At 61.8% G+C, this 22,281-nt stretch carries 19 protein-coding genes and 1 pseudogene; 7 read left to right on the forward strand and 13 right to left on the reverse strand.

Going from position 1 to position 22,281, the window contains the following annotated elements:
• Position 1: 1 nt before the first annotated feature.
• From ACK56M_RS13630 to ACK56M_RS13655, 6 genes are all read right to left on the reverse strand, one after another.
• Positions 2-952 carry an ABC transporter permease gene (locus ACK56M_RS13630; protein WP_198751238.1) on the reverse strand — a complete coding sequence of 317 codons (951 nt, stop codon included), beginning with the start codon at positions 950-952 and terminating at the stop codon, positions 2-4.
• Complete coding sequence (locus ACK56M_RS13635) at positions 949-2,568, reverse strand: ABC transporter substrate-binding protein (protein ID WP_411959535.1); 1,620 nt, start codon at positions 2,566-2,568, stop codon at positions 949-951. Before ACK56M_RS13635 ends, ACK56M_RS13630 begins: the two co-directional genes overlap by 4 nt.
• Positions 2,569-2,661: 93 nt before the next feature.
• Positions 2,662-3,459 carry a class II aldolase/adducin family protein gene (locus tag ACK56M_RS13640; RefSeq protein WP_411959536.1) on the reverse strand — a complete coding sequence of 266 codons (798 nt, stop codon included), beginning with the start codon at positions 3,457-3,459 and terminating at the stop codon, positions 2,662-2,664.
• A gap of 17 nt (positions 3,460-3,476) precedes the next feature.
• Positions 3,477-4,421: a D-isomer specific 2-hydroxyacid dehydrogenase family protein gene (locus ACK56M_RS13645; RefSeq protein WP_411959537.1), complete on the reverse strand. Its 945-nt coding sequence runs from the start codon at positions 4,419-4,421 to the stop codon at positions 3,477-3,479.
• Positions 4,418-5,551: an acyl-CoA dehydrogenase family protein gene (locus tag ACK56M_RS13650; protein WP_411959538.1), complete on the reverse strand. Its 1,134-nt coding sequence runs from the start codon at positions 5,549-5,551 to the stop codon at positions 4,418-4,420. Before ACK56M_RS13650 ends, ACK56M_RS13645 begins: the two co-directional genes overlap by 4 nt.
• Before the next feature lie 212 nt (positions 5,552-5,763).
• Positions 5,764-6,654 carry a LysR family transcriptional regulator gene (locus ACK56M_RS13655; RefSeq protein ID WP_411959539.1) on the reverse strand — a complete coding sequence of 297 codons (891 nt, stop codon included), beginning with the start codon at positions 6,652-6,654 and terminating at the stop codon, positions 5,764-5,766.
• 200 nt (positions 6,655-6,854) lie between these two features.
• Between ACK56M_RS13655 and ACK56M_RS13660 the strand changes: the two genes are divergently transcribed.
• The 3 genes from ACK56M_RS13660 (at position 6,855) to ACK56M_RS13670 (ending at position 9,247) form a co-directional block, all read left to right on the forward strand.
• The gene (locus tag ACK56M_RS13660) at positions 6,855-7,820 is read left to right on the forward strand and encodes an ABC transporter substrate-binding protein (RefSeq protein ID WP_411959540.1); all 966 of its coding nucleotides are present in this window, start codon (positions 6,855-6,857) and stop codon (positions 7,818-7,820) included.
• 16 nt (positions 7,821-7,836) lie between these two features.
• Positions 7,837-8,793, forward strand: coding sequence for an aliphatic sulfonate ABC transporter substrate-binding protein (locus tag ACK56M_RS13665; RefSeq protein WP_411959541.1), 957 nt, complete (start codon positions 7,837-7,839; stop codon positions 8,791-8,793).
• A gap of 145 nt (positions 8,794-8,938) precedes the next feature.
• Positions 8,939-9,247, forward strand: coding sequence for a hypothetical protein (locus tag ACK56M_RS13670; RefSeq protein ID WP_411959542.1), 309 nt, complete (start codon positions 8,939-8,941; stop codon positions 9,245-9,247).
• A 471-nt stretch (positions 9,248-9,718) separates the two neighbouring features.
• Here ACK56M_RS13670 and ACK56M_RS13675 read toward each other — a convergent pair.
• From ACK56M_RS13675 to ACK56M_RS13695, 5 genes and pseudogenes are all read right to left on the reverse strand, one after another.
• Positions 9,719-10,357: pseudogene (locus tag ACK56M_RS13675) on the reverse strand (integrase); the annotation flags it as partial.
• Positions 10,358-10,641: 284 nt separating this feature from the next.
• The gene (locus tag ACK56M_RS13680) at positions 10,642-11,412 is read right to left on the reverse strand and encodes an SDR family NAD(P)-dependent oxidoreductase (protein WP_217190427.1); all 771 of its coding nucleotides are present in this window, start codon (positions 11,410-11,412) and stop codon (positions 10,642-10,644) included.
• Positions 11,413-11,438: 26 nt separating this feature from the next.
• On the reverse strand, positions 11,439-12,467 hold the full coding sequence (locus tag ACK56M_RS13685; protein WP_217190425.1) for a phosphotransferase: 1,029 nt from the start codon (positions 12,465-12,467) through the stop codon (positions 11,439-11,441).
• A gap of 11 nt (positions 12,468-12,478) precedes the next feature.
• On the reverse strand, positions 12,479-13,690 hold the full coding sequence (locus ACK56M_RS13690) for an acyl-CoA dehydrogenase family protein (protein WP_217190423.1): 1,212 nt from the start codon (positions 13,688-13,690) through the stop codon (positions 12,479-12,481).
• A gap of 153 nt (positions 13,691-13,843) precedes the next feature.
• The gene (locus ACK56M_RS13695) at positions 13,844-14,008 is read right to left on the reverse strand and encodes a hypothetical protein (protein ID WP_190288806.1); all 165 of its coding nucleotides are present in this window, start codon (positions 14,006-14,008) and stop codon (positions 13,844-13,846) included.
• Between the two features lie 438 nt (positions 14,009-14,446).
• Between ACK56M_RS13695 and ACK56M_RS13700 the strand changes: the two genes are divergently transcribed.
• A complete protein-coding gene (locus ACK56M_RS13700; protein WP_061302308.1) occupies positions 14,447-16,225 on the forward strand; it encodes an acyl-CoA dehydrogenase C-terminal domain-containing protein in 1,779 nt (592 codons plus the stop codon).
• A 35-nt stretch (positions 16,226-16,260) separates the two neighbouring features.
• Here ACK56M_RS13700 and ACK56M_RS13705 read toward each other — a convergent pair whose 3' ends face one another.
• Positions 16,261-17,358, reverse strand: a complete 1,098-nt coding sequence (locus ACK56M_RS13705; protein WP_411959543.1) for an AraC family transcriptional regulator ligand-binding domain-containing protein — start codon at positions 17,356-17,358, stop codon at positions 16,261-16,263.
• Complete coding sequence (locus ACK56M_RS13710) at positions 17,355-18,389, reverse strand: AraC family transcriptional regulator (RefSeq protein WP_236222185.1); 1,035 nt, start codon at positions 18,387-18,389, stop codon at positions 17,355-17,357. Before ACK56M_RS13710 ends, ACK56M_RS13705 begins: the two co-directional genes overlap by 4 nt.
• A 47-nt stretch (positions 18,390-18,436) precedes the next feature.
• Between ACK56M_RS13710 and ACK56M_RS13715 the strand changes: the two genes are divergently transcribed.
• From ACK56M_RS13715 to ACK56M_RS13725, 3 genes are all read left to right on the forward strand, one after another.
• A complete protein-coding gene (locus ACK56M_RS13715; RefSeq protein ID WP_217190419.1) occupies positions 18,437-18,757 on the forward strand; it encodes a hypothetical protein in 321 nt (106 codons plus the stop codon).
• Positions 18,758-19,175: 418 nt separating this feature from the next.
• The gene (locus ACK56M_RS13720; protein WP_217190417.1) at positions 19,176-20,600 is read left to right on the forward strand and encodes a DUF1329 domain-containing protein; all 1,425 of its coding nucleotides are present in this window, start codon (positions 19,176-19,178) and stop codon (positions 20,598-20,600) included.
• An 83-nt stretch (positions 20,601-20,683) separates the two neighbouring features.
• Entirely contained in the window at positions 20,684-22,270 is a 1,587-nt protein-coding gene (locus ACK56M_RS13725; protein WP_061302303.1) for a DUF1302 domain-containing protein, read from the forward strand.
• The last annotated feature ends 11 nt before the right edge of the window (positions 22,271-22,281 follow it).

Consider the following 22,281-nt stretch of genomic DNA (forward strand, 5'->3'; position numbering starts at 1 on the left):
ATCAGCTCACCTTGGCAGTATGGGTAATGCGTGGGTCGAGGTACGGGTACAGCAGATCGACAATCAGGTTCACCACCACGAAGGCTGCTGCCGACACCGCGACGATGGCCAGCACCACCGGAATGTCCTGACGCAGCACGGCTTCCTGGGCCAGGCGGCCGACGCCGTTGCGCGAGAAGATGGTCTCCACCAGCACCGCACCGGACACCGTGTTGCCCACCTGCAGGCCGACCAGCGTGAGCAGAGGCAGCGCCGCGTTGCGCAAACCGTGCCGCGCCTGCACCTGCGCCCGGCTCAGGCCCTTGGCGAAGGCGGTGGCGATGTACGGCTCCTGCCACACGCCTTGGAAGCCCCGTTGCAGCACCTGGGCGTACACCGCAGCGCTGGGAATGGCCAGTGTCACGGCCGGCAGCACCAGGCTGGCAATGCCCTGGCTGCCGGTGGCCGGGAACCAGCCCAGGCCAAAGGCGAACACCTGGATCAGCAGCAGTCCCATCCAGAACACTGGCACCGAAAAGCCCAGCGACGGCAGGCGGGTCAGCGCGGTCTTGAGCGGGCGCCATTGCAGGTAGGCGGTCAGGTAGGCAAGGCCAACGCCACCCAGCAACGACAGCACGATCGCCAGGCCTGCCAGCGACAGGGTCTGCGGCAGGCGCTCAGCCAGCAGCGCGGTGACCGGCCGGCCCAGCGAAAGTGACTGGCCCAGGTCGCCGTGCACGGCGCGCCAGAGCAGGTCGAAATACTGCTCGAACAGGCCCTTGTCCAACCCGTAGTAGGCGCGGGCCTTGGCCAGGTCTTCGGGCGACAGGCCGTCGGCCTCCATGCCGGAGGCGCTGAGCATGATTGCCAGGGTGTCGCCTGGCAGCAGGTAGAGGATGAAATAGCTGATGGTGTACGCGCCCCACAGCACCAGCAGCGCCTGGCCGATGCGGCCGATCAGGTAGCGCTTCATGGCTGGCCGACCTGGATGTCACTGAGGAAGGCGAAGCCTTCGGCGGTCCAGCGGAAGTCCTTGACCCGTGGCGCGGTGGCGGCCTGCCAGACCCGTTCGTATAGCGGGAACGCCGCGGCCTCGTCCACCAGCAGGTCCTGCAACTGGCCGTAGGCTGCGGCGCGCTGCGGGTCGGCGGTGGCGGTGATGCCGCTGTCGAACAGCGCCTGGACCTTGGGCAGGGTGTGCGGCTCGTAGCTGTTGGTGGCCAGGGTTGCGCTGTTGGCCGCGCGCGGGTCGAGGATGGTCTGCAGGATGATCGGGTCGGCGCGGGTCATGTAGGTGGACGTCAGGTCGTAGTTGCCGGAAGTGTTGCCGGCCACCCACTCGGCGCGGGTCAGCACATTGAGCTTGAGGTCGATGCCGACTTTGCGCAGTTGGTCCTGCACCAGCACATCGCCTGCGCTTTCGGCGGGGGTGAGGTTGTAGCGCAGGGTCAGGCGCTGGCCGTTCTTCTGCCGGTAGCCGTCCTCGCCCTTGTGCCAGCCGGCGGCTTCGAGCAGTTGCTCGGCGCCCTTGGGGTCGTAGGCCAGCTTGTCGGCCTGGGCCTTGAAGTACGGCGTGGTCACGTCGTACACCCCGCTGACCACCGGGAACTCGGCGTTGTACACGGTGTGCGCATAGCTGGTGCGGTCGATGGCTTTCTGCAGGGCAAGACGCACCTGGCGGTCGCCCAGCAGGCGGTTGTTGCGGGTATTGGGGTAGAGGTTGAGCGCAGGCCCCGGCAGCGACCGGCTCTGGATGGTCGCGCCCTTGGACTGGAACAGCTTGAGGTCGACCTCCGAGAACGGGTTGCGCGGCCACAGGATGTCGGCTTTGCCTTGCAGGAACAGGCCGTTGCGCACGCTTTCTTCGGGGATGTAGCTGACCTCGACGGTGTCCAGGTGGGCAGCGCCCTGGTTGCGCACGTTGGCCGAAGCCCAGGCGTAGTCCGCGCGTTTGACCAGCTTGGCGCCGACTTCCGGCGTGTAGTGTTCGAGCACGAACGGGCCGGTGCCGATGATCTTGCCCAGCGAGCGCTCCTGGGCGGTCAGCTTGTACGAGGCCGGGGCGAGGATCGCCAGGTTGGTGGTCGAGGTGGCTTGCAGGAAGCCTGCATTGGGCTTGGACAGCACCAGGCGCACGGTGAAGTCGTCAATCACTTCGGCGTGATCGTAACCGGCCAGGTAGGTGGCGCCGAAGGTGGCGGGGAGTTGCGTGGCGAAGGCCTTGTTGCTGTCGAAGGCTGTCTTCACGGCGTGTGCGTCGAAGCGCTCGCCGTTGCTGAACGTGACGTCCTGGCGCAGGTGGAAGGTGTAGCTCAGTGCATCGCTGCCGATCTCCCAGCTTTTGGCCAGCCACGGGATGATGCGTCCGGTGTCCGGGTCCTGGTCGGTGAGCGACTCGGCGACGTTGCGCAGCAGCACGCGGTGTTCCAGCCAGTAGACCTGGAACGGGTCGACGCTGACCAGGGTGGTGTTGTCGCCCCAGAAGGCGATGTTGAGGGTCTTGCTGGCGGCGGTGTTGTCGGCGGGGGAGCAGCCGGACAAGGCCAGGGCCAGGGAACTGATGGCGAAAAGGCGGTGCAGTGAGGGCATGGGGTGATCCTTGATCAAGATGGAGTTCGCCAGTACCGGCCCTCTCGCGGGCTTGCCCGCGAAAGGGCCGGTACTGGCAGCAGATGCCTTCAGTCAGTCCTGATAGTCCCGCCCCTCCCGATCCAGCTGGCGAATCAGCGCATCCCAATGCCGCTGGATCCCCTCACCCTGGCCGTCGGAAAACCGCTTGGACTGCTCATGCACCTTGGCAATCGCCGCCGGCGCCGCATGCAGCAGCTGATCATTGCCCCCAGCCTGGGCCGCCACCTGGATATTGCACGCCCGCTCCAGCCCGTGCAGCTCGCGGAAGGCATGCTCCACGCTGACACCGCCCGTGAGCAGCCCGTGGTTGCGCAGAATCAGGATGTTGCTCGTGCCCAGGTTGGCCACCAACCGCTCTTGCTCGTCCAGGTCCAGCGCCACGCCTTCGTAGTCGTGGTACACCACGCGGCTGTAGTAGGCCAGGGCGTGCTGGGAGATCGGCAGCAGGCCATCGCGCTGGGCCGACACCGCCGCGCCGTCGCGGGTGTGGGTGTGCAGTACCGCCTTGAGGTCGGGGCGGGCACGGTGGATGGCGCTGTGGATCACGTAGCCGGCCTGGTTGATGCCCAGCCCCAGCGGGTCGTCGATGATCGTGCCGTCGACATCCACCTTGACCAGGTTGGAGGCGGTGATTTCATCGAACAGCAAGCCGAAGGCGTTGATCAGAAAATGCTCCTCCGGCCCCGGTACGCGGGCCGAGAAGTGCGTGTAGATATGGTCAGTCCAGCGAAACAGCGCGGCCAGGCGGTAGGCGGCGGCCAGCTTGACGCGTACTTCCCATTCCTCGGCGCTGACCCGTTGGCGAACGCTCTGGGCGGTATTGCTGGTGACGGCAGACAGTGAAGTCATGGTGTGTTCTCCGGTGGTCAGTAGCCGCGCGCGGTATCGACCAGGTTGGCCAGGGGCGCCTGCTCGCGGTAGCGGTGGAAGTTGGCGATGAAGGCGTCGAGGAAGGCCGGGTAACCGTCCTCGGAAATAGCCGAGGTGTGGGGTGACAGGAACACCCGTGGGTGGTGGTACAGCGCATGGCCCGCCGGCAGCGGCTCGGGCTCGGTGACATCGAGACTGGCGCGGGCGATCAGGCCGCTGTCCAGCGCGTCGAGCAGCGCCTCCTGATCGAGCAATCCGCCCCGGGCGATGTTGATCAGGTGCAACCCGGGGCGGGCATGGGCCAGCACCTGGCGGTCGATCAGCCCACGGGTGGCGGGGGTCAGCGGGGCGGCCAGCACCAGGTGGTCGCTGCCAACGAACAGCTCACGCAGATCGGCGGCACGCTCCACGCCGGGAATCTCGGCGATGGGTTGGCCGGGGCGGCTCAGGGCCAGCACTCGCAGGCCGAGGGCCTGCGCCTTGCGCGCCAGGCTCTGGCCGATGCTGCCAAAGCCGAGAATGCCCAGGGTGCGGCCACGTACCGGGGCCAGTGGGGTCAGGCGCCAGTCGGCGTCCTTGACCCACAGCTCCGGCAGTTGCTTGGCGGCGGCGAACACCAGGGCCAGGGCGAACTCGGCCACGTGCTCGGCGTTGGCGCCCTTGCCGCTGGTGACCGGCGGGCCCTGGAACACCCAGTCGGGGTAGAAGTCGATGCCTGAGGACAACAGTTGTACCCACTTCAGGTTCCACGGCCAGCCCGGCGGCGGGGTGTCGACCCGCTGTCCGCGGATGTTCACCGGGCGCAGGATGAAAACATCGGCGGGCACATCGACGTGTAACTGGCCGAAGGGGATATCGATTACCTCATGGTCCACCAGTCGCTCGCGCAAGACTTGGTTGGCCTGGGTGTCCAACTGGCTGGCGATGATCGAACGGCTCATGCTGCGACCTCCGTCAGCGCGTTGCGGCCGACCTGGCCGAACACCACATCGTCCTGGGGCGTGTGAATGCGGCTGCACAGCACGTCGCGGTAATGCCGCTCCAGTGGGTTGTGCCGCGACAGCCCTGGGTTGCCGGCGGCCTCGATGGCCAGCTCGACGGCCTGGATGGCGTTGGCGCTGACCAGGTGCTTGATCTGCCCGGCATGACTTGGGGCGATGTGCCCGGCAGCGGCCGAATCGAGCAAGCTCTGATTGGCGAACAGCAGGGTGTCGATGCGCCCGAGCACGTCTTGGAAGCGCGGTAGGCTGGCCAGTGGCGCGCCAAGGTTGGACGGCGTGCGCTCGTTGAGAAAGCGCGCCAGCCAGTCCCGCGCGGCGCGGGCCACGCCGTCGTACACCGCCGGCAGCAGCACGGCCATCCACAGCAGCCCCTCGCCATCAAGTTCGGCGCGCGGTGCGCTGGCGGGACTGACACTGACGGCGTGGTCGAGGGGGATCAGGACGTCGTCGAAACGCACTTCGTGGCTGCACGTGGCGCGCATGCCCAGGTGGTCCCAGTCGTCGATGATGCGGATGCCGGGGGTATCGCGGTGGACCAGAAAACCACCGACCAGCGGGTCGCTGTCATCGCTGCGGCCCCACACCAGGTACCAGCTCAGACCATGGCTGCCGGTGGAGTAGATCTTGCGCCCGCTCAGGCGCCAGCCTTCGGCGGTGCGACGTGCCACGGTGGCGGGCAGGCCACCGCGAGCCGGCGTGCCGAGCTCCGGTTCTACGCGCAGGGCGTTGATCAGCGCACCGTGGCGCACGGCGTCGTCGGCCACGCGCTGGCGCAGGTGGGCGGGCCAGCGGGTGTCGTCCTGCAGGCGAAAGTGTTGCAGGTACTGCATCACCAGGATCAGCGCGGTGGCCGGGTCACCCTTGCCGACCGCGCCGATCACCCGGCGCGCGGTGGCCAGGTCCGCGCCGCCGCCGCCGAGGGCGCGGGGCACGGTGAGGCCCAGCAGGCCGTGGCGCTGGAGCAGGTCGAAGTTGTCTTTGGGAAACTGCGCGCTGCGATCGTAGCGCTCGGCGTTGGCCGCTAGGGCCTCGGTGAGTTCGGCCAGGGCGCTGTCGGAAGGGTGACTCATGGGGGTTCATCCCTGAATGACGGTGTGTGACTAAGACCGTATTCGTATGAATGAGCTCTGTAAAAGTCTTTTTTGTTCTATGCTAATTATCAGTTTATGGAATTTATATTTTTACTAATTATGCGTAATTTGCATTTAGAGGGGCGTGGCAGGCTTCCCCGCGATGGCGATGTCAGCGTTGTACCGCTATCGCGGGGCAAGGCGTCACGCTTTCACCCTAACAACCGATGTCCCGCCACCTCACCAAACAGCTCCACCGGCTCCTGCAAGTTCCCCAGATAGCGCGGATGGAACAGCCACAGATCCACCTGCGGCTTGAAGTCGCTCACATTCAGCACCTCCAGTGCATCGCGGTGCCGGCTGGCCATCAGCAAGGGCTCGGGCACCAACCCCAGGCCTTGTCCGTTGGCCACCAGCCCCAGTTGCAGCTCGGTACCGAAGGTTTCCAGGTTGATCGACAGACTCAGCCCCTGTTCGCTAAGGGCGCGCTGCAGCCCGGCGCGGAAACCACAGCCATCGGGGTTGAGCACCCAGCCACGGGTGTAACAGTCCTTGAGCTTGTAGCTGCGCTTGCCCGCGCTGCCCTTGGCCGCCACCACCTTGAGCGGCATGCGTGCGATAGATTGGCTCGCGATGCCTTCGGGGAAGATCTTGCCCGGCGGGAACAGCGCAGCCGCGGCGTCAAGCTCGCCGTTTTCCATGCGCGCGATCAGGCTGCTGCCCCAACCGCTGCTGACCTGAGTGCGCAATTGCGGGTAGGCCTCGCGGATCTGCGCCAGGGCATCGAGCAGCACCACATCGCCAAGGGTTTGCGGCACGCCCAGGCGCAGCGTGCCTGACGGGGCGCCATCGTTGGCCACCAGTTCGCGCAACGCGTCGATCTCGCGCAGGATAGCCTTGCACTGTTCGTACACTCGCAGGCCCATGGGGGTGGGCTTGAGCGGCTTGGTGTTGCGGTCGAGCAGGGTGGCGCCCAGGTCCTCCTCGAAATTCTGCACCCGGCGGGTGATGGCCGGCTGGGTCAACTGTAGGGCCTCGGCGGCGAGGTTGGTGGACTGGCAACGGATGACCGCGACGAAGGCGTCCATATCATCGATTTTCATAATCGGCGCTCACAGGGGGCGGACGGAAAAATAAGGCATTAGCATAATCGCGTTGGAGCATCATGCCATCAGCTGGATTCTATAAGATAGAAACGCATATTAGGTTATTCCTAAAATCAATTTAATTTATGTGATGGATGCCGCTAGAGTCGCCTGGCACGGGCCGCATGTAGCTGCCCGCCAAGACACCGAGGAACGTCATGTCCATCCGATCGAAGCTGCTGACCTTGGCCGCGACCCTGCTGCTGGCCTGCCAGGCCAGCGCCGCCGAGCGCCTGACCCTGCGCATCGGCGACCAGAAGGGCAACATGCGCGCCCAGCTGGAAGCCGCCGACGCCCTGCGCGACTTGCCCTACGACATCCACTGGGCCGAGTTTCCCGCCGCCGCGCCGTTGGCCGAGGCGCTCAACGCAGGGGCGATCGATGCCGGCATCATCGGCGACGCGCCGCTGTTGTTCGTGCTGGCCTCGGGGGCACCGGTCAAGGCCATCGCGGTGGACAAGTCCGACCCCTATGGCACGGCGCTGCTGGTGCGCCCCGATTCACTGCTGCACAGTGCGGCCGAACTCAAGGGCAAGCGCATCGCCACCGGGCGTGGGTCGATCGGCCATCATCTTGCGCTCAAGGCGCTGGACCAGGTCGGGCTGAGCGAGAAGGACGTGGAATTCCGTTTCCTCGGGCCGGTGGACGCCAAGATCGCCCTGGCCAACGGCGCGGTCGACGCCTGGTCGACCTGGGAGCCTTATACAGCCTTGGCCGAGTTGAGCGGGCAGGGCCGGGTATTGGTCAACGGCCGCGGCCTGTCCAGCGGCAACAGCTTCCTCGCGGCTACTGACAAGGCCCTGGAGCAACCCGCGCGCCGCGCCGCGCTGCAGGACTACCTGAACCGCCTGGCTGGGGCGCAAGTCTGGGCCAACCAGCACCTGGGCAGCTACTCGAAAACCTTGGCTGCGATCATCGGCTTCCCCGAGGACGCCGCCCGCCTGCAGTTCGAGCGTCGCCAACTGCGCTGGCAAGTGATCGACCCGCAGACCGTGGCCGAACAACAGGACACCGCTGACTTTTACCATGCCCACGGCCTGATGGCCGATCGCCTCGATGTGGCACCGACCTTCGCCAGCGGTTTCACCCTTCCCGGTACCGCCAAGCTGGCCGTGCAACCCTGACTACGGAGATTTCCACATGCCCATCAGACCTCTGCGCCGGCTTGGCCTGGCGCTGCTGGCCAGCGCCTTGCTGCCGAGCCTGGCCAATGCCGAGCAGACCCTGCGCATCGGCTACCAGAAATCCTCGACCCTGCTGACCCTGCTCAAGGCCCGCGGTAGCCTCGAACAGCGCCTGCAGGCCCAAGGCATCCGCGTCAGCTGGCACGAGTTTCCCAGTGGCCTGCCGCTGCTGGAGGCGCTGAACCTGGGTAATGTCGATCTGTCGGCGGACGTCGCCGACACCGTGCCGGTGTTCACCCAGGCGGCCGGCGCCAAGCTCACCTACTTTGCCCGGGAAACCCCGTCACCCACGGCCCAGGCGATCCTGGTGCCGGCCGACTCGCCGCTCAAGAGCCTGGCCGACCTCAAGGGCAAGCGCGTGGCGGTGACCAAGGCCGCCGGCAGCCATTACCTGCTGATCCAGGCCCTGGCCAAGGCCGGGCTGACCTTCAAGGACATCACCCCGGCCTACCTGATTCCCGCCGACGGCCGAGCCGCCTTCGAGAACCGCAAGGTCGATGCCTGGGTGACCTGGGATCCATACGTTGCCAGTGCCCAGCGCCAGCAGAACGCGCGTATCCTGGCCGATGGCAGCGAGTTGGCCAGCTACCAGCGCTACTACCTGGCCGGCAGCGACTATGCCAAGGCCCACCCCGAGGTACTGCAGCAGGTGTACCTGGCCCTGCGCGAGGCCGGTGCCTGGACCAAGGCTAACCCGGCGGAGGCTGCGCGTATTCTCGGCCCGTTGTGGGGCAACCTGGACAGCGCTACGGTGCAGCAGGCCAACGCCCGGCGCAGTTATGACGTGCAGCCGGTGAAGCTGGACAACCTGGCTGAGCAGCAGCGTATCGCCGATGCGTTCTATCGCGAGGGGCTGCTGCCGAAGGCGGTGGACGCCAGCTCGGTGAGCCTTTATGAGCCGGCACAGAACTAGCCATCGCTCTAAAATAGTACGGGCAAGGCCGCTGTCTTGAGGCTGCCTGCTGACCGGATCTGGTATCAGCAGGCAGTTGAGCGTTTCAGGAAAAACCGCCGTAACGACCCGCAGAGTAACCCGTCTGCCCGGAATGCCGAGGGAAGTGACTGAGGCATTTCTCGCACTGTGGCAGCAAGCAACCACGATTGCACAAGGAGTGGCCGAGCAATCTTTACCCACAATAAATCAAGCAGCCGACCTGGAGCAGCTGCTGGCGGAGCGCGAAGCTCAAATCGATGATCTACGAGCCCAGTGCCAAGAGCTAAAGAACAAGCAAGATGAAACGCTCAGCCAGCTGGCAGAGTATCGTGAACAACTGCATCAAAGCCAACGGATGCTCGAACGTGTTGAAGCGGAGCTTGCTCGCGCGCTTGAGGCAGCAGCAAGGGAGCGTGCACGTTCCAAGGACTAACTCATCAGCAGACGGATCTCGTCTGAGTAAATCTGTCCTTCATGGAGCGCCGGCATCTCTAATGATTACCGACGAACTTGCGACTTCGCAAATTCGAAACTCAGCATTTTAAATGCATCCATCGTCTTAGACGACCTCGCCCCAGCATCCAAACGACAATCCAATTATAAGCCGAGTTTAATTATATACAAATTAGCGCGGCTCAGTGAGCGTTCACGAATAAAATTGTCGGTTCTTATTGCTAAACAGTATAATGGTCATTTTGCTGCTGCCTATGATTCCTCTCTAATTATGAAACTTTCGAGTGCATGTGCAATTTCGAAACTTCGTAACCTATTGATTTTTAGTGTATTTGTCTAAGAGGCAGGCACTGGACCCACTCTCTCATCCTTCAAGGCCAGCAGGCGCTCCAGAATTTGTGGTGTTCAGTCACAAGCAAAACGAAAAGGTCAGCTTGTTCTGCCGACCCACGTCGGCGTCCAGACGGCGCAGGTCTCCGATCTGCAAACCCACGATTTCCGAGCGGCGTCGGCCACCGCCGCTCCAAGCCAGCAACAGCAGGGCGCGATCGCGCGTGCCACGCACGCCGTCAGTGCAGGTAGCGAGCATCGCCTGCAGCGGCTCCAACACCACTGCGGTTTTCTTCCGCACGGATACGCCTTGGCGCGCCTGGGCCTTGCGTGCCTCTCGAAGAAGCGTCTTCACCGCAGGAGCCTCACTTGGGTTATCCCAGTTTCGCAGGCGATGCCATTTAGCCAAAACTGCCAAGCGATGGCTAACTGTGCTGAACGACAGTGGCCCCGGCTTGCCCTTGATCTTGGCTTCCACCAACGCGGCATCGACGGCCGGCGGTAGCAGGTGTGTCCAGTTACCAGAAGTATCGGGCCTGGCCAAATGGTCGACGATGAATTGCACGGCGACCTCGGGTGGCAACGCGCCGTCGCCGAGCGAGCGGCTATAACGCAACCGCAACCACGCGGACCAGTAGGTGAGGGCGCTCTGGTAGCTACGCACGGTATTGGCCGCAGTGCCTGCCGCGATGAATGCCTCAGCCGCGGCGCGGGTGCTGTCGGCCAACTCTGTTAGCACCAGCGGCCGGGAGGAGGGCATCTGTACCGGCTCTGTCAAATTCATCTCGCTCAACGCTGCAATAGGTTCGGATAACCTGTGGCTTATCAGACCTAATATACCTGGGCTGAGATACAAGCGGTAAGCGATCGGTTCATCGGGTGAGCCATTCAGATAGCGTCTGACGGCAGAATCTCGAAGGTCGGCTTGATGCCCATTACCGGATTTCCGCAGGGCATCGCGCCTTAATGTTTTCGGAGTTTCTGAAGGCCGGCCGGTGGACACAGAGTGTTGGCTACACTGTGTCCTGCTTTGCAGCAATACCGTTATGCCAGGCGGGTATGATGGGCTCCGTCTACTGGCAGCACCACGCCGTTGACGAAGGAGCCCGCCTCGCTAGCGAGCATGATCACCGGTCCAACTAGTTCGTCGAGCTGGCCCAAACGTCGTGATGGCATTGAGCGTAGGGCTGCCTGCCCCTTTTCGCTAGCGAAAAATGCCTGGCTCATTTCCGTTTCAAACCAGCCAGGGGCAATGGCATTGACCCGGATTCCATAGCGCATCAAGTCATTGGCAAGTGCCCGGGTCAACTGGACTACTGCGCCCTTGGACGCTGCATAAACACTGTAACCGGGCTGTACCCCAAGGCCGAGTATCGAGGCGATGTTGATGATCGCTCCCGGGCGCTTTGCCTCGGCAAGCCGACGTGCGGCCTCCTGGGACACACGCCAGATCCCCTTGAAGTTGGTATCCAGCACCGCATCCATCGAGATTTCGTCGGTCTCCAGGAAGGGGGCAGGGGCCGCGATACCGGCATTGTTGATAATGATGTCGCACAAGCCGACCTGGGCCGCCGCAGCGTCGAACGCGGCACGTACGCTGTCACTGGAGGTCACATCCATGGCGACAGCGATGGCCTTGCCACCACTGTTGAGGATGTCGTGCACCAGCGCCTCGATCCTGTCGAGCCGGCGAGCCGAAGCCACGATCGTGGCGCCAGCCTGCGCCAGGCCGCGGGCAAGACAATAACCGATACCGCTCGAAGCCCCGGTGACGAGAGCAACTTTGCCGGCCAGCGAAAAACGTTCATTAACCATCGTAGCTTCTCCAAACAACTGAAATTTCAGTTCCCAGGGGCAATGAGGTCCAACCCCATTTGCGAGAGCGGCCGGGCCAGCTCACCCGTTTCGTGCGCCCGCGTATTGGAAGCGTTGCCTTCTAGGGCGCGTTTTTTTACACCTTGGGCGATCGCCGCAAGCCGGAAAAAACTGAATGCCAGGTAGAAGTTCCAGTTTTCGATCTTTTCCAGTCCCATGCGCGCGCAATAGTCGGCGACATAGGTATCTTCGTCTGGTATGCCCAATGCGTGGCGGTCGAGGCCGCCCAACCCTCGGATCAGGCCGTCATTCGGCATGCGCCACTGCATGCATTGATAGGCCAGGTCGGCGAAGGGATGGCCTAGAGTGGACAGTTCCCAGTCGACTACCGCGAGGATGCGCGGTTCGGTAGGGTGGAACAGGAAGTTGTCCAGGCGATAGTCGCCATGGACCAGGCTGACGCGTCCGTCGTCTGGTGGCAGCAGCCCCGGTAGCCGCTCGATGAGCTGGTTCATCGCAGGGTTGATATCGGTTTCGCTGGCCTGGTATTGCTGGGTCCAGCGCACGAGTTGCCGCTCGAAATAGTTACCCGCTCGACCATAATCGCCGAGGCCGATGGCTTCGACGTCCAGGCGGTGCATAGCTGCGAGTACGCGGTTCATTTCGTCGTAATAGGCAGCGCGGTGGGCTTGCTGTATCTCGGGCAGTGCAGGGTCCCAGAAAATCCGCCCCTCCACGAAGGACATGAGGTAGAAGTCACTGCCGATGATGCTGGCATCCTCGCAGAGGTGATACGGGTGGGCTACCGGAACCTCGGTGTTGCGCAGGGCTTGCATGACGCGAAACTCACGGTCGATCGCGTGAGCGGACTTCAGCAGTGCGCCCCTTGGTTTGCTGCGTAACACGTAATCGGCCCCGCCGGCGCGTAGCCGGTATGTCGGGTTCGACTGCCCGCCAGCGAACTTCTCCAACGCTACAGGTCCGTTGAAACCGGGCAGAACGGCTTCCAGGTAGGCGCCAAGGCGCTCGCTGTCGAGGTTTTCAATGTGGGTCATGTGGTCGTTCCTCAAGCTGTGTAGCGTTTGATCACCGCTTTGCCCAGGGAGGCCATGTGCACCTGATCGGGGCCATCGGCCAGGCGAATGGCCCGAGCATTGGCAAAGGCGCGCGGCAGGAAGCTGTCCTGGCACAGGCCCAGCGCACCGTGGGCCTGGATGGCGCGGTCAATGACCTGCTGCGCCATGGTCGGGGCAACGATCTTGATCATCGCGATAAGGTCCCGCGCGTCCTTGTAGCTGGTGCGGTCCATCTTGTCGGCAGCCTTCAAGGTCAACAGGCGTGCCTGCTCGATTTCGCACAGCGAGCGCGCGATGTCTTCGCGTATCGAACCTTGCTCGGAGAGCTTCCTGCCGAACGCTACCCGGTGCTCGACTCGGGCGCACATCAATTCCAATGCACGTTGAGCGGATCCGATCAGGCGCATGCAATGATGAATCCGGCCTGGACCCAGCCGGCTTTGCGCAATTTCGAAACCTTGCCCTTCGTCGCCGATCCGGTTGCCAACCGGAACGCGCACATTCTCGAACAGGATCTCGGCATGCCCGTGCGGGGCATCATCGTCACCGAACACGCGCAGGGGGCGAAGTAGCTTGAGGCCGGGGGTATCCATCGGCACGATCACCTGCGTCTGCTGGTGATGAGGTGGGGCAGCGGGATCGGTCTTGCCCATCACGATCAGGAACGCGCAACGCGGATCGGGTGCGCCGGTGGTCCACCATTTGTGCCCGTTGATCACGTAGTCGTCACCGTCCCGTTCGATGCGGCATTCGATATTGGTGGCATCGGAGGAAGCGACCGCGGGTTCCGTCATGGCGAACGCTGAGCGGATTTCACCGTTGAGCAGCGGCAGCAGCCACTGTTGTTTCTGCGCTTCGCTGCCATAGCGTGCCAGCAGTTCCATGTTGCCAGTATCCGGCGCATTGCAGTTGAACACTTCCGGGCCGATGAACGAGCGGCCCATGACCTCGGCCAGCGGCGCATATTCCAGGTTGGTCAGGCCCGAGCCGTAGTCGTCGAACTTCGCCAGAAACAGGTTCCACAGGCCTTCGCTCCGCGCACGCGCCTTGAGTTGCTGCATCACCGGAGGAATCACCCAACGGTTGTCGGAGTGCTCGATGAAGTCGTGGTACTCGTGCTCGGCCGGGTATACGTGATCTTCCATGAAACGCTCAAGCCGCCCGAGAAGGTCTCGAACTTTAGGGCTGTATTCAAAGTGCATGCTGTATTCCTCGATAGGACGCGGGGGCGTATTGCGTTGAAGGGGCTTGGATGCGAGCAGGGTTCATGCGCCAATGCATTACCGAACTCAAAGTACTGGGCTTCGACGATTGGAAATCGTGCTTGTCGGATGAAGGATGTGGGCAAATCAGCATTAGATTGCCAATGCATCGCGCAGGGGCTTGAGGATGTCCGCGAAGCTGGACATCAGGTAGACAGGCCAAGGGTAAAGGGGGCTGGTCTGCACGATTTGCTCTGCCGCATACAACGTGCCTGTGAGCAAAAGCGTGACCGTGCCGATGAACGCAATTCGGCGCATGAATCTCTCCGAGTCCAGCGATTGGCTGGTTGCCGGTTTTTGTTGTAGGTGATTGGAAGTCTAAAGACTCCGAGCATCAGAGACTTAACAGATCGCGCCAGAAAATGTGCAATTCATGAATGTACGCTCAAGGTGTTCAAGCACCTTGGGGCTTTCTTGTTATCGATTTTCTGGGTGATGCGAACCTGAATCTGGGCACGCATTGCCGTTCTCAGCCAAGCGCCAGCGGGTTTCTACTCGCCAGTGCGGTAAGCCGGCATACCAATGGGGGCAGCCACAGCACAGCCGAAAGGGCATTGCCAACGAGCAATTTCACGAATTAGCATAACGATGGTTGTTTTAATTGGTGCCCGTACCAGCAATAGCAGTAATCCGCTTGCCCTGTGTGCACTTCGCATCCCGGGATGCGCATCACCCAACTCATTTTCGAGAAATGCCATGTCTGATTACCAAGCCCCCCTGCGGGATATGCAATTCATCCTCAATGAAGTATTCGAGGCCAGTAAACTTTGGGGTCAGTTTCCTGCTCTGCACGACTTTATCGACTCGGAAACAGCCGATGCGATCCTGAACGAGGCAGGCAAGCTCGCAGCCGAGGTACTGGCACCGCTGAATCGTCCCGGTGATGAGCAAGGTTGTCAGTGGCAAGACGGGCGGGTAACGACACCTCAAGGGTTTGTGGAGGCCTACAAGGCTTTTTCCGAGGGCGGATGGGGCGGGGTTGCCGGCGATGCCAGCCATGGCGGGATGGGGATGCCGAAGATGCTCTCGACACTGGTCGATGAAATCGTCAATGCGGCCAACCTGTCATTTGGTCTGTACCCCATGCTCACCGCTGGCGCCTGTATGGCAATCAATGCGCATGCGAGCGAAACGCTAAAGGGCCAGTATCTATCGAGGATGTACAGCGGTGAGTGGACAGGCACCATGTGCCTGACCGAACCGCATGCCGGGACTGACCTGGGCATCATCCGTACTCGTGCCGAGCCGCAAGCGGATGGCAGCTACGCTATAAGCGGCACCAAGATCTTCATCACCGGCGGTGAGCACGACCTGACCGAAAATATCGTGCACCTGGTATTGGCTCGGCTGCCTGACGCCCCTGCCGGTCCCAAGGGTATCTCGCTGTTCCTGGTACCCAAGGTGTTGAGCAATGACGACGGCACATTGGCCGAGAAGAACAGCCTGAGCTGCGGATCCCTTGAACACAAGATGGGCATAAAGGCGTCAGCGACCTGTGTGATGAACTTCGATGGTGCCGTGGGGTGGTTGGTCGGCGAGCCGAACAAAGGCCTGGCTGCGATGTTCACCATGATGAACTACGAACGGCTGGGAGTGGGCGTGCAAGGGTTGGCTACCGGCGAGCGTTCTTATCAGAGTGCGATCAGCTATGCCCGTGACCGCGTCCAGGGACGGGCATCGAGTGGACCTGCCGATGGGCAGCAGATTGCCGATCCGATTATCGTCCACGCCGATGTACGTCGCATGCTGCTCACCATGAAAGCCTTGAACGAAGGCGGGCGTGCATTCTCCAGCTATGTCGCCATGCAACTGGACACGTCCAGGTACAGCGAAGACGCCGAGGTGCGCAAGCGCGCAGAAGAACTTGTCGCATTGCTGACGCCAGTCGCCAAGGCGTTCCTGACCGATATGGGGTTGGAAGCCACGTTACACGGGCAACAGGTGTTTGGCGGGCATGGTTATATTCGCGAATGGGGCCAGGAACAATTGGTGCGTGACTGCCGTATCACCCAGATCTATGAGGGTACCAATGGTATTCAGGCGCTGGATCTGCTCGGCCGCAAGGTCCTGGGAACGGGTGGCGCCTCCGCGAAAACCTTGATCGACGAGGTGCTGGGTTTCATCCATTCGGCGCCAGCAACACTGGCCGAATTTACCGCACCATTGAAAGCTGCGGTCCTCAATCTTGAGGAATTGACGGCCTGGATCCTGGACCGCGCCAAGGGCGATCCCAACGAAGTGGGTGCTGCCTCGGTCGAGTATCTGCATGTCTTCGGATACACCGTCTACGCCTATATGTGGGCGCGAATGGCTCATGCGGCGCTGCCCAAAGCAGGTCAAGACGACTTCTACGCCAGCAAGCTGGGTACCGCGCGCTTCTACTTCGCCCGTCTCCTACCTCGGATCCATTCATTGATAGCCTCGGTGAAAGCCGGGAGTGAATCGCTGTATTTGCTGGACAGTTCGCAGTTTTGAGCCATGCGCCTGGCAACAATGTTGCCAGGCCGTCTTCACTCGGCAGGGCCGTTGTAGTTTTTTCGCCCTCGGAGCAAGCGGGGTTGCCTGGTCAGCCCGGTTCTTCGTTGCCATTGGAGCGGGGTGAGGCCAAACCAGCGATGAAAGGCGCGGCTGAAGCCGCTCGAGTCTGCATATCCCAGAAGCTTCGCCAGCCTGCTCATGCTGATGGCAGTATCCTGCAGGTAGTGCTGGGCTGATTCCTGGCGCACTTCGTCCAGAAGCTGCTGGAATGACGTGCCCTCGGCGAAGAGTTGGCGTTGCAACGACCGTGGATTCACGACCATCCAGCTGGCGGCTTTGTCCACTGTTGCACGGCCGCTGGGAAGCAGGTGGCGAAGCAGTTGCTTGATGGATCCAGGGAGTGCCGCGCTGGACAACCGCTCCATCCGGCCTATGTGCGTTTCCAGCAGCTGGTGCAATGTTGTGTCCTTGGCGTTCAGTGGCAACGACAGGACATCCCGTGGAAAGACCATGCCTGTAAACGCCGAGGAAAACATCGGAGGTGAGCCAAGGATGCTCCTGTAGTCCAGCTCGTTGCCAAGTGGCGCGTGGGTAAAGGCCACATGATCAGGTTGCCATTCGTCACCGATCATCGCACGCAACAGTTTCAGAGCCACGGCACACATCAGCTCTGCGGCCTGGAACTGCCCGGGGCCGTACTGCCGAGGCGTTGTAAACTCAAGGCAGACCTGATCGCGTGTAGGTATGAGCTGCATGCTGACCGCACCATTGAAGACTGCATAGTTGTCCTTGAGCTCCAGCAGTGCTTCGCCTACCGATCGGGTGCTGCCGACTAGATATAGCATGTCACCGAATACTGCTAGCCCTTGGTGCATCCCGAACCGCAAACCGAACAGCGGCTGCTCGGCATGTTGTGCGCACAGATCCAGCAACCCGCAGTAGCGTTGGTAGGCAAGTATCTGCTGGGGGAATTGTTCCACGTCCACAGGCAAAGCCACCAGCCGGAGCATTGCCGTTGGCCTGAGCCCTTCATTGCTGGCGAATTCGGTAAATTTGCTGAGCGCCAGCGCACGGATGAACGAGCCAGTGGTCGTGCTACGCTCGCTGGCCGCGGCGGATACCGCTTTCATGGCGGCGACACCTCGTGGGTTTCCGGTGCAGGCAGTTGCCCTGTGCGATGATGTTGCCGCCATTTCTGCGGGCTGATGCCGTTCCAGCGTGTAAACGCGCGGGAAAATGCCCCCAGGCTGGTATAGCCAAGCAGCGCGGAAAGCTGTGTCAGGTTCACGGTGGAATCACAGAGATAACGCTTGGCCATGGCCTGCCGGGTGTCGTCCAGCAATGCCTGGAAGTGGGTGCCCTCGGCTTGCAGGTAACGCTGCAGAGTCCGCGGGCTGAGCGCAAGCTGCCCGGCTATGTGTTCAACGCTGGCTTGGCCATCGCAAAGGCCGTGCCGCATTAGCCGTTGTACGTGGGCGGGTAGCTCGCGCAGGGTGAGGTACGCAAGCTCGTCATAATGGTTTTTCATCAACACCTGCAGGCCAGCATCACGCTCACCGAGCGCATGGGTCAGCAGGGCGCGATCGAATACCCAGGCATTGACCGCACTGTCGAAGCGCGGAGTAATGTCCAGCAAGGCTCGGTATGTGTTCAGACGGGCGCCGGCAGCGTGGCGAAGCAGAAGCTCCTGGGGTTTCCAGGCCCGCCCCATAAGGCTCTCCATGATCTTGGTGCCGAGCGCCATGGCAAGCTCGACGGTCTGCCGGGTAACTGACACGTTTGCGTCTATCACATCATAGAGCAGCCAGGCCTGGTTACCCCGTTGCTCAAGTCTTAGCTCTGCGCCGTTGCTGTGGGTAGGGAAATAGCGGATCAAAGCCTGCAACGCATCGCCGACCGTATGAGCGCTGCTTATCACATAGTGCAGCGTGCCCAGCGCTGAAAGCCCTTGCTGCAAGCCAAGCTGCAGGCCGAACAGCGCATTGCCGGACTTGCGCGACGCCAGCTCCAGGAGGGCGGCAAAGCGCTCGCCGCTCAGCGGCAGGTCGGTCCGGCCTTCCATCACGCCTGCCTCTTCAAGCAGTGTGCGGGCATCCAGGCCCTGGCGTGTCGAAAACTCGTCGAAACCGAGCAGGGCGATGTCGAGGACGAAAGAAGTCATATCGAAGGTTCTGGTCTGGCAGTGCGCATGCAGTGCCCGGGGTAGTGATGAGTCATCGTAACAGCTGTCCTGCACCCTGGAACATGGCTTTCCAGGCTGTCATGAAAAGCCTGTTTAGTGGCGCGATATGTGAAGCACTCGAGCAAGCTGACCGTCAGACTCGGAGAGGACGCACCAACAAAAACAAACTCTGCTGCGGCGAAGCGCCGATTACGGAGATCGTCATGACTCGAATGCTTATCGTCATTGTGTTCGTTGTGCTGGGTGCAGGCAGTGTTTACCTGTCGACTGTGCGCGCCAATGCAAGCCCAGGCATTACCCCTCACATTCATCCCGTTGCCGGCATCGGCGATGTCTTTCGCCATTAGGGCAACAGCTTCATTCAACATTGCCTTGACCACAGCCTGTCTACGTACTTCAGCGTCCATTGCGGGCATCCGCCTTTCTTCTTTCCTCGATAACGCCTGCCTGCCCCGGCTCGGACTCGCCCTGGGGCAGCGGGCGGAGTCCTCTCCCATTGATTTAAAGTAACAAGTGTTCCGTAATTGCACATATCGCCGTCCTGCGTGCTGCAGAGGAGGGCATCTGAGTCGCCAGGTAGCACATATCAGTCGTTATAAAAAATATAAGTAATTGAAAACAAAAGTAAAAAAATATTGGCAAGTAAATTGCTTTTTACCATTGCGTGGTCGTCATCTGACCATGCTTTCGAAACAAACCCAGCCGTCAGCGCTGCCTCGAACGAGGCACGCCGAACGGTCGCCAAGAGCTCGTGAGGAACTTCGCATGAAAGATGTGATTCAGCGCCTTGATGTTGGACCTTCCATTGGTTGCAGAGGGCGGTCATTGGCCCTGGCGCTTGCGGCGCTGGCCGCTTGCGGCGCAGTGCAGGCTGCGCAGAACGATGCTTCGCAATTGGGAACAAAACTGACCCCCTTGGGCGCTGAGGTTGCCGCCAGCGCCGATGGCGTGATTCCTGCCTGGGCGACGCCTGGCAAGCAGGATACAGGCTGGAGTTATGGGCAGGTGCGTGGGCAATCCTGGAAGTTCAAGGACGACAAGCCGCTCTATAGCATCACCGCAGCCAACGTCGCGCAGTACGCCAAGCAGCTTTCTCCCGGGCAACTGGAGCTGTTCAAGAAAATTCCCGATTACCGCATGGATGTCTACCCGACCCGACGCACCTGTGGTGCACCGGACTTCGTCGTCGACAATACGCGCAAGAATGTCGGCTTCGCCACGCTCGACGCCGACGGGGTTGCGTTGCAGGACGCTCATGTTCCCGGCATTCCATTCCCCATGCCGACCACGGGCGCCGAGGTCATGTGGAACATGAAGATGCGCTACCGCGGCGTAGGCTTCGACATGGCCAAGACGGTGTCCGGCATTTCACCGCGTCCCGGTGGCGGGAGCTGGTTGCAGACCTCGACCGACTGGTTCATGTACACGCCGTGGGGGCAGAAGGGCAGTGCGCTGTTCTCCTCGTTCGACCGGCTCGAGGTTGCCACTTACTTCTCCTACAACGAGCCGGCTGCACTGGCTGGCCAGGCCGGGGTGGTCACGACCAAGGCCGGCGAGCAGGCGAGCACCTTCTACTACTTCCCCGGCCAGCGCCGGGTGCGTCGCATGCCGTCCTATTCCTATGACTCGCCGCAGATCGGCCTGGATAACCAGTACACCATCGACGAGTCGAACATCTTCTTCGGCCCGATGGACCGCTTCGACTGGAAGCTGGTCGGCAAGCAGGAGCTTCTGGTGCCTTACAACTCGTTCGGTGCTTATGACGCCTCCGCCCGTATCGAGGATGTCGCGCAGCAGAACGCCTTTGCGCCACAGTATCGCCGCTATGAGCTGCACCGGGTCTGGGTGGTCGAGGCGACCGTACGCCAAGGCATGCGCCACCAGGCGCCCAAGCGTATGTTCTATATCGACGAGGACAGCTGGAACGGCCTGGTAGCGGTCGACTACGACAAGCAGGGGCAGATCTGGAAAGTCCGCGAGGGCTACCCCATCCCCGTCTACGAGACCGGCACCTGCGATATGGAAGCCCAGGTCCAGTACAACCTGGTCGACGGTCGCTACCTCTATGACATGACCTCCATCGGCGTCGGCAAGAAAGACCATCGCTGGCTCACCGAGGATGCCGGCAACCCACGTCTGAAGCGTGACTTCTACACCTCGGACAACCTGCGTGCCATCAGCGAACGTTGAACTTCCCCACTTCGAGCGCCGACATGAAAACAACAATCACAAAAGCTTCAGGCCTTGCTATTGCGTGCATGACTCCCCTGGCAATGGGGTTCACTTTCGAGACCGAGACCATCAGGGGCTCGTTCGATTCGACGATTTCCTACGGTATGGGTATCCGCACCGAGTCCCAGGGTTGCAATCTGATCAACCAGGGCACCAGCGGGCATCATCCGCCCAGCGGGTGCCTGGCACAGACCTCCGGTATCGGCGACCAGGGCGACCTCAACTACGACAAGGGTGACTTGTTTACCCATTACCTCAAAGGCACCCATGAACTGCTGCTGAAGATGCCGGAAGACTTTACTTTCATGGCACGCGGCAGCTGGATCCGGGATTTTGCAGCCACCGATACCAGCGGCGCTTTGTCGTTCTACACCCCTGATGGCGTCGGCAAGGACGGGCTGACCAGTGCCGCCCGCGATGACCTGGAATTCAAGGCGCGCCTGCTCGACCTTTGGGTGAGCAAGGGCTTCGATGTCGGTGAGCAGCGGGTTCGCGCCCGCCTGGGTAACCAGGTGATCAACTGGGGCGAGAGCCTGTTCGTGCTCGGCGGTATCAACAACACCAACGCCTACGACATCCAGGCGCTGTCGCGCCCTGGCGTGCAATTGAAGGAAGCGGTGCTCCCGGCACCGATGCTGAGCCTGGCATCGGGCCTCGGTAGCGGGGTCAACATCGAGGCCTATTACCAGTTCGCCTGGAACAAGAGCGAGGTGCCACCGGTTGGCAGCTACTGGTCCTACACCTCAGCGCTAGGCAGCGGGATGAAGACCTACGGGTTCGATGACAAGGACGCCCGCGACAGCGGGCAATGGGGCCTTTCGCTACGCTGGCAGCCCCAGGACAGCGACCTGAACGTCGGCTTGTACGTATTGCGCTACCACGACAAGCTGCCATCGCTGACGATGCGTCTGCTGGACCCGGACACCTTCGCCGTGGCGCAGAAGTGGGAGTATCCGGAAGACCGCATGCTCTACGGCATCAGCGCGAACATGCCGATCGGCGATTGGGCGGTGGGTACCGAGCTGTCCTACCGGCCCAAGGACGCAGTGCCGCTCAACCCGGTGCTGGATTTGTGCAGCAACAATGGCGGCAAGTGCTGGAAGGACGAGAAGAAGTTCCAGTGGCACCTCACCGGGCTTTACAGCATGACGCCGTCCAACTCGCCCACGCTGCTCGATTTCACCGGCGCCAGCACAGGCACGTTGCTGACCGAGTTGGTGGTCATCAAATACCCGGGGCTGCACCGCAGCTATGACGGCGAAATCATCGCCGCCGGTGGCAATACCTGGCAGCTGGACCCTGCGACGGCGCCGAAGGCTCGCGGTGACAAGACCTCATCCGGGATCAACCTGGACTTCAGCCTCACCTACGACGGCACCTTGGTTCCAGGCTGGCAGGTGACGCCAGGGATCTTCTATTCGCGTTCCCTCGGGGGGCGGACTCCCAACCTCTCGGCGACCTTCACCGAAGACGCCAGCAGCATGAACCTTTACCTCAACTTCGTGCGTAACCCGGCCAGTTGGCAGGTGTCGTTCAACTACGCCAAGTTCATGGGCGGCGACACCCCCTATGACCAGTTGTTCCGTGATCGCGATTACGTAGGTGTCGTCGTTTCGCGCACCCTGTGAGGCCTGCTGTG

This window comes from Pseudomonas sp. s4 (assembly GCF_046764235.1).
GTDB classification, from domain to species: domain Bacteria; phylum Pseudomonadota; class Gammaproteobacteria; order Pseudomonadales; family Pseudomonadaceae; genus Aquipseudomonas; species Aquipseudomonas asiatica.